Here is a 12545-nt window from a genome sequence, read left to right on the forward strand (position 1 = left end):
TCGATGCCGCCATTCACAGCGGCCCACTCAAGCATCTCGAACAGGTAGGTTGCGTACTCGCGGCGAGCCTTGTGGGCAGCTCGCTGAAGCTGCCGATCAAGCAGCGGGTACAAGCGAACCTTTCTGGCCAAGTCGCGGCGCTGCGTCAGGGGGTCTTTGAATCCCATAGGGGTGCTACTCCTTGCGGTTGGAATTGGTTAGGCGGCGGATTTCGTAGAGGCCTTAAGCTTCCCTTTTGTCAGTACCTGGATTTGGTACTGGCGAGACTCCGGGACGAATTCGCCCCACTGGGTGACTGCGCTCGGGTTGATCAGCAAGGCGTCAGCAAGCTTCTTTTTGGAGCCGAAGAAGGCGGCGGCATCAGTTGTCTTCATTGCTTCGCTCCTTTGGCGATAAGGCTATTTAAGCATGCTAATTTTTGAACAGCAAGACCATGAGCATGGCAAGCCCATGCTAAATTTCAGTTCGCTTAATATTTGAGGATGAATAGACCTGAACGAATCGCTGCGGCGATCAAGCACAGCAAAAAGCTGAAGAAGGAGATCGCGCGCGAATGCGGCGTCACACCTTCGGCTGTAACCCAGTGGGTAACGGGCGACAGCAAGAGCATGAAACCGGAAAACCTATTCGCGCTGGCAGAGGCTACCGGCGTAAGCGCTGAGTGGCTTGCAAATGGCACCGGCGGAATGACTAAAGAAACCTCTGGATTCGACGCAAACGTTGAGCCTGTCTCTGGACCGGTCAGATACTACGAATACCCAGAAATCAGCTGGGTTCAGGCCGGGATGCCAATGGAAGCTGTAGAAATCTCGAACGTCGCATCATGCGAGGTTCACCCATCGGATGCCTGGGCGGGCCCTAATGGCTTCTGGCTCAAGGTAAAAGGCCCTTCGATGACCTCATCAAACGGCATGTCCTTTCCCGAGGGAATGGTGATCCTGGTAGCCCCTGGATTTGATGTGGAGAGCAGCCAGTTCGTAGTGGCCAAGATGGTCGACACCAACGAGGCGACGTTCAAACAGTTCATCTGGGATTCCGGCCGCGCCTTCCTCAAGCCGCTCAACCCATCGTTCCCCACTGTTGAGATGGATGGCGAATGGGTCTTGGTTGGCCGAGTGGTGGATGCCAAGTGGCCGCGATCAGCTCTGTGAGGTTGCCATGCCCCTAACCAAGCCCAACCAAGACCTTCGCCGCGACCTCCAAGGCTTGGCTTCTGACCTCAAATGGTCAGCGGTCGACCTGGCGCGGATCGCCGAGCGAGCTGACAACGCATGAGCAATGAGAACTTGTGGCCATGGGAAGAAGACGAGTGCCAGGCACTGCGCAACACGCTAAGAAAGCACAATGCCTCAGCATCAAGAGCTGATCGAATCACCCAGAAGAAACTGGCAGCAGCCATGGGATTCAGTCCGGCTACTGTGAGCGCCTATCTGAATGGGGAAAGGGCTCTGAGTCTAAAGTTTGCTCTGAAATTTCAGGCTGCGATCGGGGTGCCGATTAGATCCTTCAGCCCCAGGTTGGCCGATGAGGCTGCCGATGCGCATGAGTAGCCATGGATCTGGTGCAGACTGGGGAGGATCGGTTGGTGGGGTACGGGGATGAGGTAAAGGCTGGTGAGCTCGCCAGGTCGACAGTAGTCGTCCGCTGAGGCGAAGTGACAAGGAAAGACGTCGAAATTAGTAGGGATGCATGCCTATAATCAGCCTATGAAAAAGCCCAACGTTTACACTCTTCGGATAGTCGGATCCCACCCGAACAAGCTCACGCTTGAGCGGATGGCTGTCTATTTGGCCGAGCTGGCAAAACTAATGGGCGAGAAGGACAAGGTTCATTTCGACAAGCTATCAAGGGGAAGCGCCGCCCTCAAAGCTTGGGCGGAAGACGAGGCAGCTCCGCGTGTTTCAAAACGCCTATCTCTCGCGACCGCGCAGAGCAATCAGGCGCCGAAGGACGCTTTAAGCGCCCTTGTTAAAATTAACGAGCTTCTTATCCAAGACGGTACCAGGGGGGAGCTTAAGGACCCGTCCGGAGCAGTAATTTACCCGTTCCCTGGCGGAAAAAAACAGCTTCCCGAAAAAGAAATTGTGTTGGAGCAAGAAAGCTCCATCACCGGCCAAGTCATCAAGATTGGCGGTCGAGACGACACAATACCTGTGCTGGTCAAGGACAGCGATGGGCAAGAATATAATTGCACCATTATGGGGGCCCAGCTGGCCAAGGAGATTTCGTCTCATTACCTTGGAGATCCTATTGAACTTACCGGTAAAGGTAAGTGGAAAAGGAACTCTTCTGGTCGCTGGGAGCTCCTGCAACTGAATGTTAAGTCCTGGGCGCCCCTTTCTGGCGACTGGGATAAAGCTTACGCATCCATGGAAGCCATAGGCCTTGGCTGGGCTGACGTTCCTGACGTGGAAGACTACCTGTCGGGACTAAGGAAAGGTCATTAATTGGTAATTCTGGACACCAATGCGCTGGTCCTGTTCTTCGGGAGGCGGCTCAATTCGGAAGACAGCTTGCGGATGCAGGGGCTTTTCCAGATTATACGCGCGAAGAAAGAGAGCATAGGAATTCCCGCTCAGGTATGGGCAGAGTTTCTCGATCAAGCCGGGGAACGGGAGTTAAATGCCACTCAAAGCATTTTCAAGACGGCAGCTTTCAGGCTACTCCCTTATGACCTCAAAGCAGTCATGGAGACCGTAGAGGTGGTCAAGGCTGGGCGCTCCGCCAGAAAGTCCAGCAAAGGCGAGAAGCGCCCTAGACAATCAGTCAAAGTAGATTGGCAGATCATTGCAATCGCTAAAGCCAATGGTGCCAGATTGTTAATCACAAACGATGTAGACATGCTCGCTGAGGCTGAGCGGTCTGGGGTTTCTTGCGCAAAAATTAGTGATCTGCCGATTCCTGATCACCTCAGGCAGCACGATTTGGAATTGGAGAAAAGCTAGCCTCTGCCTGAGCCCGCCCCAGCGGGCTTTTCTTTGCCTGCTAGGCTCTCCTCATCAGCACGAGGAAACGCCATGACCGACCTTCCAGACGATCCGACCCCAGCCCTGCTCAGCCGACTAAACCAAAACATCAATGCTCTCGGTGCTGCAATCGAGGAGATTGGAATCTGGATCGACCAGCGGGGGTCGACTGATACGTCCGAGCGGATAAGCGAGCATCTTGAAGTGCTTTCGGATAACAGCGACGCCATAGCAGAGCTGCTGGTGGACCTAATCGCTAGGTGGAAACCCGAAGGCCAGAGCGACGAAACAGATTGAGCTGACCAGGCTAAAGATCCCTCTCTGCCCACTTCGGTGGGCTTTTTTATGCCTGCCCACCAAAAGAGTACAAATGTGCTCTATCCAGTATTGCCATTTACCGATAGATAAAATACTGTTTATTTATACAGTAAACGGAGCGCTCCACAATGGCCAAGCAGCAGTCGAAATCTAAAGCCCCTACCCCGCCGACGCCCTACGAAATGATGGGTGCGCGCATCCAGAAGATCATCAACTCACCGACAGCGCAGAAGGCCCGCTCGGTGGTGATCGAGAAAGCACATAGTGAAGCTCTGGAAGACTGGGAGCGCTTCCTAGGCGAGGTGGCGGAGAACGACAACGTCATGCTCGACTACCGAGACAACGGATCAGTGAAGCTGACCTGGACAGTACCCGCCGAAGATTGATTTCTAGATCCCTCCTTTGCCCGCCAAGCGCGGGCTTTTTTGTGCCCATCAAATTCAGCATCCTAAATTATTTTATTGAGCATGCTTGACCTGCAGATTTCAGATTGCTAAATTTCAATCCATCGAGGCGCTACACAGCCCCTCGGGAGGCCCTCAAGCCTCACCGCTCTTTCACATTGATGGGAACCTCGCGGATCGATCCCGGCAACGGCACAGCGCGAGCAATAAACTCGATCCCCATGCCAGCTCTGGAACTGGCCAGCTCGAAATCAGGCGGAACGTCAGCACGGCAGGAGCACAGGCCGGGCCACGGAAAGCGGATGGAGGGTTGAGCTGCAAACGCTCCCTGCCAGGTAGCCCTCAGAACGGGCTGGTGCACTGGTACAGCGGGTCACGCCGGGGAACCGGTGGATGCTGCAGCAATCAAGCAATCGCCCAGGCCACCGTGGCGTGTAACGGAGCCCAGCAAGACAGACGATTCCTCGGTGCGCCTCAAGCGGGGCGCATCAGGGGGAATCCACTGAATCAACCGCCCTGGAGGGCAAGACGATGCCAGAACAGAAGCCGCGTCGCGTGAAGGCGAAGATCACCCGCGTAGTGACCGAGATCGCAATCATCACTCTGGACCGCCAAGGCAACGTCGATGAGTACATCGAACACGTCGAGGAGCTGGAGTGCGGCGAGATCAGCGAAGTGCACGATGTTCACACGGTGCTCAGCTACCACGACTGAACAACCAGCGCCACGTCAGCCTGACGAAAACTGCCCGATGCCCTGCTCCCCATCGCAGGATGCATCGGTGAGCGATCTGTTGAGTTCAGTAGGGCTCTCCCCGGCGCCGGGGATCCCGTAAAGGACCGACCCTTGTCAGGCGGTACCGCTGATACCGGTGTTCCAGGGTGGTTCGACTCCATCCGCAGATCGCTCACCGATGCAGATGCACGGCCCTGATAGCCAGGGCACCACGCCGAATCGGTCCTTACCTACCTCAGTAGGCGTTTCGCCAACGGCCATCTGCGTCACCCCTTCCCTTCACATACGACCGCATTGGCAGGCGCCAGGCCACCTTTCACGGTGGGTTTGGTCACCCGCGCCTGGCGCCTGGCCAATGCGGTTCATGAGGACTTCGCAATGTGCGATTGCAGACAGAAATTCGAGCAAGCTGCAGTAGAGCGGTACCCGGAAATCACCGGTGCCAAGGCGACTTTGCAGGGCTACATGCTTATCCCAGCCGGGCGCCAATATGCGGAATGCGAAATCGTCGGTACTAGAACCACTGCCAAAGGCAAGGAAGTGAAAGCCAAGGCCACCATCAACGTGATGGGCAACTACTGCATGTTCTGCGGCGAGAAGCATCCGGAGGCTGCATGAGTGGCTGGCAGCCGATTGCATCGGCGCCGCGCGACGGCACTGAGGTGCTGCTTGCATCCATTGGCCAGACATTCGACGGCGTGCCGATCCCGGATCGAGTAACGCTGGGGCATTACACCGTAGGCGACGAGCTCCTGAAGCACGTAGGCGACTGCGGCGGTGTTTGCCGCTGCCCTGAATACGAAGACATCGAACCCTTCTGGATGTCGTGGGATGGCGGATTCACCGATGAAAACCCGCCTACCCATTGGATGCCACTTCCAGCCCCACCCACCGAGTAACCCACCACCTGGAGGCGATCATGGCTCACGAGCATGAGCTTTACGCAGACAGCGCACAGGGCCGCGAGCTTGATCGCCGAATCTCCGGTGATCACGACGTCCACTGGGCCGCAGGCATAACCCCCGAGCAGGCGGCTGCGAACAATCAAGCCTGGCTTGCGATCATCCGCCAGCAAGAAGAACACCGAAAAGCTACCAGCCGCCGGGTGATTGCCGCGGCACTCGACAAAATGGAAGCCATGTGCGGCTCAGGCGCCGCTCGGAGGACAGCATGAACAAGAGCACCCGCCAGGCGGTGGTCGATATCATCGACTCTCGCTTTACGGCCATCTGCGAGAACTTCAGCGACACGCTTCGAGGCGAGCTGGTCATGGCCATTGACCTGGCCGGCCTCACTGGCGCCATTGGTCTTGTCGAGCAGCGCACCTACACAGAGCGCCTGAATCGCATTATTGCCCGCGACCACGAACAGTGGATGGAGATGCACGGGAGGGTGGCATGAGCACAGCACCTGTGAAGTCCTTGATCGACGAGCAACTGGAGCAGATCGAGCGCACGCTTGCGGTGATCAGCTTCGGCATCCCATTCAACGAGGCCGTCGGCCTGCCGCGAGAAACGCCGGTGGCCAGCCTCAAGCGCAGTCTCGGCGTGACAATGAAGGGGCGGCGCATCGCCGTCCGCGTGCGGCCATGACCGGCTACCAGCGCGCCCGCCGGATCGCCATGTGGCGCGGCAGCTTCATCACCATTTCCCTGTGCACCGCCTGGATGCTCGCCAGCGCACTGGCCGGCTGCATCACCCAATAACCAACTTGTCAGCGCCCACCGCATGGACGGCGCGGGAGATTCGCATGTCCGCACAAACCGAACTGGCTGCAGTGCCGTCGAAAGACACCGCGCTCCAGGTCTTCCAAGCTTCCAACGGCCTGGACCCATACCTTCGTAAAATCCGCGAGGAGATCGACGCCTTTGTCCCGGATGTGACCACTCGCAAAGGTCGTGAGGCTATCGCCTCGATCGCCTACAAAGTAGCCCGATCCAAGACCGCATTGGACAACGTCGGCAAAGAGCTGGTGGCTGAGCTCAAGGAGATTCCCAAGAAGGTCGATGCCGAACGCAAGCGCATGCGTGACCTTCTGGATGCTTGGCAGGAAGAGGTCCGCCGCCCGTTGAACGCATGGCAGGCTGGCGAAGATGATCGGGTTGATCGACACCAGGCTCGCATCCAGCAGCTGCGAGACCTTGTGGACGTTGAAACGCTGTTTGCCGAGGGTATCCGCTTCAAGATCAGTCAGGCCGAAGCAGTTGTGATTGACGAAGGCTTCGAAGAGTTTGAAGCGGAAGCTCATCAAGCCAAGGCCAAAACGCTGGAATCCCTACGCGCATCCTTGGCCAGGCAGGAAAAACACGAAGCCGAGCAGGCAGAGTTGGAGCGTCTGCGCGCTGAGACTGCCGCCCGTGAGCAGAAGGAGCGCGAGGAGCGCATCGCCCGGGAAGCAGCAGAGCGCGCCCGGCTGGAGGCCGAGCATAAGGCCCAGGCCGAGCGCGAAGCCGCCCAGCGCCGTGAGCAGGAGGCAAAAGCAGCAGCAGACCGCCGTGAACTTGAGCTGAAACTGCAGGCCGAGCAGGCGGAGCGCGCCAAGGCTCAGGCCGAGGCAGATCGCGTAGCCGCCGAGCAGCGTGCCGAGCAAGAACGGCAGGCTGCCGCCCGCCAGGCCGAAGAGGCTGCCGAGCAGGCGCGTCAAGACGAGCGCCGCCGTGCTGATGCCGCTGCCGCTGAGATCCTTCGCCAGCAGGAAGCCCGCGAGTCCGACAAGGCGCATCGGGCCAGCATCAACCGCGCTGCCCTGGAGGCCTTCGTGGCTGGCGGCATGACTGAGCAGTGCGCAAAGCAGGCGATCACCCTGATCGCTCAGCGCAAGATCCCGAACATCGCCATTTCTTACTGAGGCGCCCATGAACACAACACCCCGCCTGGCCGCCCAGCTCGACTGGATGACGGTTGGAGCGTTCTCGCCTGAGCGGTACCAGGGCGATGAGCGAAAAGAGTACGAAGACGAGGCTGCTCGCATTGAGCGGCAGTGGGACAACCAACCAAGCTGAGGTGCCGCATGGCAACCGTAACCCTGATCCTCGGCAAGTCCGGGGCCGGCAAGAGCGCATCGTTGCGTAATTTCAAGCCTGATGACGTGGCCTTGGTTCAAGTCATCAAGAAACCACTTCCCTTCCCCGAATCTAAGGCCTGGAAATCCTACGTGACCGATAACTGGGTCAAGGTGATCGGCGCTTGCCGCCAGACCAAGCGCAAAGTGATCGTGATCGACGACTTCCAGTACATCCTGGCCAACGAGTTCATGCGTCGGAGCGAGGAGAAAGGGTTCGACAAGTTCACCGAGATCGGCCGACACACCTGGAACATCTTCGAGGCGCTGCTCGGTCTGCCCGATGACGTTCGCGTCTACATCCTCAGCCACACCGAGGAGACGGACGCCGGTCAGATCAAGATGAAGACCATCGGCAAGATGCTGGACGAGAAGATCACCCTGGAGGGCATGGTCACCATCGTCCTTCGATCGGTGGTCAGCGATGGCCAGCATCTGTTCAGCACTCGCAACAACGGTTCTGACACTACCAAGGCCCCAATGGGCATGTTCAACGAAGCGATGATCGACAACGACCTCGCCCTGGTCGATGCCGCGATCTGCGAGTACTACGACCTCACCAACACAACTCAGGCCGCATAGGAGCCTTCTGAATGTTCAATCTGGACGCAAACGCCGCGCGCTCCGCGGATAACAAGTCAGCCTTCATCGACGAGGCCGGCAAGTTCATTGGCGAGTTCCAGCGCGCCGAGTACATGGAGAAGAAAGAAACCGGGTCAACCGGTATCGGCTTCACCTTCAAGAGCCGAGACGGCGCCGAGGCGACCTTCTACCTCAACCTCACTTATCAGCATGGCACCCGCAACGAGGGTGGCTACGCGATGATGAACGCCATCATGGCCTGCCTGCAGCTGCGCACCGTCGGCGCCCCGCAGCCAACCCAGTTCGAGAAATGGAACAACGACACCAAGCAGCGCGAGCAGGTAACTTCGCCTGGCTTCCCTGAACTCCTGAAGAAGCCCATAGGCCTGCTGATTCAGATGGAAATCGAGAAGAACAGCCAGACCGGCATGCCTCGTCCGATCATCTACGCGCCGTTCAGTGCTGAATCCGAGAAGACAGCATCCGAAATCCTCGACCCGCGCTGCACTAGTCCTTCCAAGCTTGAAAAAATGGTTCAGCAACTCATCAAGAAGCCGGTGCATGACCGCCGACCGAAGTCCGCCCAGGTAGCCGGCGGATATGCCCAGCCAGACAACTACGACTACGGCGCGCCGCCCGATTTCTCGGACGATATCCCGTTCGATTGACCGCTGGTCAGCAGCAACCACGCTGCTGACACCCCTTCTTCTTGCGAAACGGACCTCATATGACCGCCTACATTTTCGACTCTGAAACCACCGGACTGAACAACCCGGAACTGGTTGAGGCTGCATGGCTACAGCTCGGTGCCGGCCTGGCCGTAACCGGCGAGTTCCTGCAGCGCTACAAGCCGTCCAAGCCAATCGAGCTGGGAGCCCTGGCAACCAGCCACATCCTGGACGAAGAGCTGGTCGACTGCCCGCCGCATGATTCCTTCAAGCTGCCAGAAGACGCCACCTACCTGATCGGTCACAACGTCGATTACGACTGGGGGGTGATCGGCAAGCCGGATATCAAGCGCATCTGCACCAAGGCCCTGAGCTCGATGCTTTGGCCGGACGCTGACTCGCACACCCAGTCGGCGATGATCTATCTCCACTACCGGTCGGAAGCTCCCGAGCTGCTGAGAAACGCCCACGCCGCGCTTGATGATGTGAAGAACTGCCGTCGCCTCCTGGCCGCCATATTCAGCACCCTGAAGGCGCAGCTGGGGCGACCGATGGCCAGCTGGGAAGAGCTCTGGGAAATCTCCGAAGACGCTCGCATCCCGAAGATCATCCGCTTCGGCAAGCATGCCGGCTCGAAGATCGAAGACATCCCGCGCGACTACAAGCGCTGGCTGCTTGGCCAGGCCGACATCGACCCGTACCTGCGGAAAGCTCTGGAAAAATAAGCCATGGCACTCGCAACCATCCTTGATCTGCTCCAGCGCCGAAAGGAACTGGAGCAGCACCTGCAGCTGTTGTTCAACCGCAGCTGCCAATGGGGCCGCGCCGAACGTGTGCGCGGCGCCGCCACCATCGAGAACCTAACCCAGCAACTGGTCGAGGTCACCGAGCAGATCGAAACGGCGCGCGCCGCATGAGGCGTATCAACACCCTGGTCCGCCAACGCCGGCGCCAAGAACAGTTCCGCCTGCCTCCCAGCGGCCTCAGGGAGCACAGACATGCAGAAAGCACCTTCTGGAGTAGTAACCCTTCCGGCCTGGATGAATCGGCCCGTCAAGAAGCTGTACATCACCCGCAGCGGCGGCCAGTACCGGCCTGATGAAGTGGCTCTGGCGTTTGCGCTGAGCCTTCGCCTTCACGACAGCGCCGATCACCTGCGCAGACTGGCCCGGCGCCTGGTCGACAAGGTCTGCCTCGAGCACCAGCCCAACATGAAGCGCTTGGCCCGAGAGCCGGACGACGCCGAGGTGTTCGACGCGGCGCTCAAGATCATCAACCGGGTGTTCGACCTGCTCGACATCGGGCAGGGAACAACCTTTGTGCGCAATGGAGGCGATGATGGCTCTGACGCAGCAGCAGCGTGACGAGAAACGCCGCGCCAAGGCCGAGCGCCTGCAGGAAGAAGACCTGCGCTTGAAGGTTCGACCAGGGACTAAACAGGCGCTGCTTGAGCTGATGGCGTGGGCTGGGATCGAGGAACAGGGCGAGGCGATGACGCTGATGATTCATCACCTGCATGGGCTTGGCCCGGGCGGTGCCCTGCCGCTGTTGACACCTCCGCGCCACGAAATCACGGTTTCGCCTTCTGTGGTGCGGAAGCTTGAGAACTTTAGGGCGCGCGAGGCGCTGAGAATCGAGCTGGCAGATTAAATCTTGCCATCTTCAATAAGCTTCTCAACCGCTGCGATCACACCTTCCTTGCCCGCGGCTTGCGATTCCCAAGGTCCTTCGACGGTATGCAGCACATCAAGCGAACCAGGTTTTACGATGTGGAAATGCTCGATGGTGCCTTGAGGTGCATACGGTGCAGCATGCACGAGTACGCCCTTGTGAGTGATTTCGATTGCTCCGTCGTTCTGACTCATCTGCGTCTCCTTTAATCCGGCCCCATGCCGGTCACCCGTAATACCCCATCCCAAACCAAATTGCCACCATGCCGCCACCAGCACGGAGGGCGGCGCATGCTCAGGAGATTCCGCATGCAGAACATCCCGCCCCGCCCGACAGCCGACAAGGCAATGATCCTGGAAGCCTGCAAGGTGGTAGCAGAGAAGCTGGACGGCGCCGACGCCGAGACGATCGCCCAGCACTACCGACGCCACATGGATGGCTTCGAACTGGCGAAGGAGCTCGACAAATACGCCTACTGGGACACCACCAGGGATGACATGGAAGCGCTGGATGAAGTCGATGCCCTGGTTGATCAGGCGGAGCGTAAGGCCGTGAAAGCATGGGCTGAAGAGCATAACCCACAACCTCCGCTGCCTATTGGAACTCGCATCACGCAGGGCGTAATCACTGGAATCTACGATTACGAGCCAGCCACCTACCGGGTCAAGGAAGATGGCTGCACCAACGACAGCCGGAGCCTTCTGATCAAGTTCGAGAACGCTGTCGCCGCCTGACCCTCCGGCGCTGCCCGCCAGCGCCTTCCCCTCTCAAACGATGAACGCCTCCCCGGAGAGGGCGGCGCCTGCCTGGAGACACCATGAAGGTTCAGATCAGGACGCTCTACAAGTGCGGCTTCTGTGGCGACATCCACGACGATGAAGATGGAGCCCGGGAGTGCTGCCAGCCAGAAGTGGAGGAGATGTTCGAATGCCCGGTATGCAAGACCATCCATGACGGCGAGGACGAAGCGCGCTTGTGCTGCGAAAGCGACTCGATCAAGTGCCCATCCTGCTACAGGGACCATTCATCCATCACGCTGTCGTTCCAGGCAATCAAGATCGCCGGCCACTGCACCACCTGCAACCCGATGTTCACCATCGACCAGCAGCAGGCCATTCAGGACCTGCATTACCACGAGACCGGGCGCCGCGAGCACCTGTTCGACTGATCCTCGACCGAGACCACTATGACCACAGCAATCGACCTGTTCGCCGGCCTCGGCGGATGGAGCACCGGCGCGCGCGCCGCAGGCGTCCAGGTTCTCTGGGCGGCAAACCACTGGCCAGATGCCGTGAAATGGCATGCAGCCAACCATCCCAACACCGAGCATGTCTGCCAGGATCTGCACCAGGCTCGCTGGGAGCAGGTACCTGCTCACGACATCCTGCTCGCTTCGCCGTGTTGCCAGGGGCACGCCAAGGCCCGCGGGAAGAAATCGGGGAACCCTGAGCATGACGCATCGCGCTCGACGGCCTGGGCGCCGGTAGCGGCCCTTGAGTTCCACCGGCCGCAGGCAGCCATCATCGAGAACGTACCGGAGTTCACCGACTGGGTGCTCTACCCGGCTTGGTTGCAAGCCATCCAGGCGCTGGGGTATCAGGCAGCGCCGCACATCGTGGACTGCGCTGACCTCGGTGTGCCGCAGCACCGGGTGCGCCTGTTCATGGTCCTGACGCGCAGCAAGGCCCCGCTGATGCTGCAGCTGCCGCAGGAACGGCATGTGTCAGCCGCCAGTTTCCTCGACTTCGACGCCGGGCGCTGGTCACAGATCGAGAAGCTAGGCCGGGCCCAGGCCACGCTCGACCGAGTGCGCAACGGGCGCCAACGCTTCGGAGATCGCTTCATCATGCCCTACTACGGCAAGGGCTCCGGCACCACCGGCCGCGACATCAACCGGCCGATCGGCACCATTACCACCCTAGACCGATGGGCTCTGGTCGACGGCGACCGCATGCGGATGCTCAGCGCCAGCGAGGCCCTGGCCGCGATGTCATTCCCAGCTGACACCCTACGGCCGGACAATCACCGGCTGACCATGCACATGGCCGGCAATGCGGTACCACCGCTGGCCGGTCAGCGAGTCATCGAGGCCTTGATGAAGGCCGCATGACCGAAAGAGCACATCTGTACTCCATCCAGCT

Annotated in this window: 24 protein-coding genes; 22 read left to right on the forward strand and 2 right to left on the reverse strand. The window is 59.1% G+C overall.

Features of this window, described 5'->3' with window-relative positions:
- Nucleotides 1-197: 197 nt before the first annotated feature.
- Nucleotides 198-374 carry a Cro/CI family transcriptional regulator gene (locus QME24_RS08945; protein WP_019751331.1) on the reverse strand — a complete coding sequence of 59 codons (177 nt, stop codon included), beginning with the start codon at nucleotides 372-374 and terminating at the stop codon, nucleotides 198-200.
- A 108-nt stretch (nucleotides 375-482) separates the two neighbouring features.
- Between QME24_RS08945 and QME24_RS08950 the strand changes: the two genes are divergently transcribed.
- The 19 genes from QME24_RS08950 to QME24_RS09040 all read left to right on the forward strand — a co-directional run bounded on the left by QME24_RS08950 (nucleotide 483) and on the right by QME24_RS09040 (nucleotide 10383).
- Nucleotides 483-1151: a S24 family peptidase gene (locus tag QME24_RS08950; RefSeq protein ID WP_098090805.1), complete on the forward strand. Its 669-nt coding sequence runs from the start codon at nucleotides 483-485 to the stop codon at nucleotides 1149-1151.
- Between the two features lie 555 nt (nucleotides 1152-1706).
- On the forward strand, nucleotides 1707-2447 hold the full coding sequence (locus QME24_RS08955; RefSeq protein ID WP_227743103.1) for a hypothetical protein: 741 nt from the start codon (nucleotides 1707-1709) through the stop codon (nucleotides 2445-2447).
- On the forward strand, nucleotides 2448-2945 hold the full coding sequence (locus QME24_RS08960; RefSeq protein ID WP_098090811.1) for a PIN domain-containing protein: 498 nt from the start codon (nucleotides 2448-2450) through the stop codon (nucleotides 2943-2945).
- A 72-nt stretch (nucleotides 2946-3017) separates the two neighbouring features.
- Nucleotides 3018-3263 carry a hypothetical protein gene (locus tag QME24_RS08965; protein ID WP_047934811.1) on the forward strand — a complete coding sequence of 82 codons (246 nt, stop codon included), beginning with the start codon at nucleotides 3018-3020 and terminating at the stop codon, nucleotides 3261-3263.
- Nucleotides 3264-3412: 149 nt separating this feature from the next.
- Nucleotides 3413-3670: a DUF1654 domain-containing protein gene (locus tag QME24_RS08970; protein ID WP_098090814.1), complete on the forward strand. Its 258-nt coding sequence runs from the start codon at nucleotides 3413-3415 to the stop codon at nucleotides 3668-3670.
- A gap of 549 nt (nucleotides 3671-4219) precedes the next feature.
- Nucleotides 4220-4402, forward strand: coding sequence for a hypothetical protein (locus QME24_RS08975; protein WP_281690807.1), 183 nt, complete (start codon nucleotides 4220-4222; stop codon nucleotides 4400-4402).
- Between the two features lie 399 nt (nucleotides 4403-4801).
- Complete coding sequence (locus QME24_RS08980; RefSeq protein WP_281690808.1) at nucleotides 4802-5041, forward strand: hypothetical protein; 240 nt, start codon at nucleotides 4802-4804, stop codon at nucleotides 5039-5041.
- A complete protein-coding gene (locus tag QME24_RS08985) occupies nucleotides 5038-5322 on the forward strand; it encodes a hypothetical protein (RefSeq protein WP_133326798.1) in 285 nt (94 codons plus the stop codon). Before QME24_RS08980 ends, QME24_RS08985 begins: the two co-directional genes overlap by 4 nt.
- Nucleotides 5323-5342: 20 nt before the next feature.
- The gene (locus QME24_RS08990; RefSeq protein WP_281690809.1) at nucleotides 5343-5597 is read left to right on the forward strand and encodes a hypothetical protein; all 255 of its coding nucleotides are present in this window, start codon (nucleotides 5343-5345) and stop codon (nucleotides 5595-5597) included.
- Nucleotides 5594-5824, forward strand: coding sequence for a hypothetical protein (locus QME24_RS08995; RefSeq protein WP_064491400.1), 231 nt, complete (start codon nucleotides 5594-5596; stop codon nucleotides 5822-5824). The genes QME24_RS08990 and QME24_RS08995 overlap by 4 nt, the downstream gene beginning before the upstream one ends.
- Nucleotides 5821-6015: a hypothetical protein gene (locus QME24_RS09000; protein ID WP_015269564.1), complete on the forward strand. Its 195-nt coding sequence runs from the start codon at nucleotides 5821-5823 to the stop codon at nucleotides 6013-6015. The genes QME24_RS08995 and QME24_RS09000 overlap by 4 nt, the downstream gene beginning before the upstream one ends.
- A 157-nt stretch (nucleotides 6016-6172) precedes the next feature.
- Nucleotides 6173-7270, forward strand: a complete 1098-nt coding sequence (locus QME24_RS09005; protein ID WP_281690827.1) for a hypothetical protein — start codon at nucleotides 6173-6175, stop codon at nucleotides 7268-7270.
- 7 nt (nucleotides 7271-7277) lie between these two features.
- On the forward strand, nucleotides 7278-7424 hold the full coding sequence (locus QME24_RS09010; protein ID WP_281690810.1) for a hypothetical protein: 147 nt from the start codon (nucleotides 7278-7280) through the stop codon (nucleotides 7422-7424).
- An 8-nt stretch (nucleotides 7425-7432) separates the two neighbouring features.
- Nucleotides 7433-8065: an AAA family ATPase gene (locus QME24_RS09015; protein WP_281690811.1), complete on the forward strand. Its 633-nt coding sequence runs from the start codon at nucleotides 7433-7435 to the stop codon at nucleotides 8063-8065.
- A gap of 11 nt (nucleotides 8066-8076) precedes the next feature.
- Complete coding sequence (locus QME24_RS09020) at nucleotides 8077-8733, forward strand: hypothetical protein (protein WP_281690812.1); 657 nt, start codon at nucleotides 8077-8079, stop codon at nucleotides 8731-8733.
- A 59-nt stretch (nucleotides 8734-8792) separates the two neighbouring features.
- A complete protein-coding gene (locus QME24_RS09025) occupies nucleotides 8793-9458 on the forward strand; it encodes a 3'-5' exonuclease (RefSeq protein ID WP_281690813.1) in 666 nt (221 codons plus the stop codon).
- 3 nt (nucleotides 9459-9461) lie between these two features.
- Nucleotides 9462-9650 (forward strand): hypothetical protein, encoded by a 189-nt coding sequence (locus tag QME24_RS09030; protein ID WP_023661618.1) that lies wholly within the window; start codon nucleotides 9462-9464, stop codon nucleotides 9648-9650.
- 81 nt (nucleotides 9651-9731) lie between these two features.
- On the forward strand, nucleotides 9732-10097 hold the full coding sequence (locus QME24_RS09035) for a hypothetical protein (protein WP_281690814.1): 366 nt from the start codon (nucleotides 9732-9734) through the stop codon (nucleotides 10095-10097).
- The gene (locus tag QME24_RS09040; protein ID WP_281690815.1) at nucleotides 10072-10383 is read left to right on the forward strand and encodes a hypothetical protein; all 312 of its coding nucleotides are present in this window, start codon (nucleotides 10072-10074) and stop codon (nucleotides 10381-10383) included. Before QME24_RS09035 ends, QME24_RS09040 begins: the two co-directional genes overlap by 26 nt.
- Here QME24_RS09040 and QME24_RS09045 read toward each other — a convergent pair.
- Nucleotides 10380-10598, reverse strand: coding sequence for a hypothetical protein (locus QME24_RS09045; protein WP_261241620.1), 219 nt, complete (start codon nucleotides 10596-10598; stop codon nucleotides 10380-10382). The two genes, QME24_RS09040 and QME24_RS09045, sit on opposite strands and share 4 nt — an antisense overlap.
- A 114-nt stretch (nucleotides 10599-10712) precedes the next feature.
- Between QME24_RS09045 and QME24_RS09050 the strand changes: the two genes are divergently transcribed.
- The 3 genes from QME24_RS09050 to QME24_RS09060 all read left to right on the forward strand — a co-directional run bounded on the left by QME24_RS09050 (nucleotide 10713) and on the right by QME24_RS09060 (nucleotide 12514).
- Nucleotides 10713-11138 carry a hypothetical protein gene (locus QME24_RS09050; protein WP_060489023.1) on the forward strand — a complete coding sequence of 142 codons (426 nt, stop codon included), beginning with the start codon at nucleotides 10713-10715 and terminating at the stop codon, nucleotides 11136-11138.
- An 83-nt stretch (nucleotides 11139-11221) separates the two neighbouring features.
- Entirely contained in the window at nucleotides 11222-11572 is a 351-nt protein-coding gene (locus QME24_RS09055) for a hypothetical protein (RefSeq protein ID WP_016711325.1), read from the forward strand.
- Nucleotides 11573-11590: 18 nt separating this feature from the next.
- On the forward strand, nucleotides 11591-12514 hold the full coding sequence (locus QME24_RS09060; protein WP_121757583.1) for a DNA cytosine methyltransferase: 924 nt from the start codon (nucleotides 11591-11593) through the stop codon (nucleotides 12512-12514).
- The last annotated feature ends 31 nt before the right edge of the window (nucleotides 12515-12545 follow it).

Origin of the sequence: Pseudomonas sp. PARCl1, from assembly GCF_947311875.1 — a bacterium.
Lineage (GTDB): Bacteria > Pseudomonadota > Gammaproteobacteria > Pseudomonadales > Pseudomonadaceae > Aquipseudomonas > Aquipseudomonas juntendi.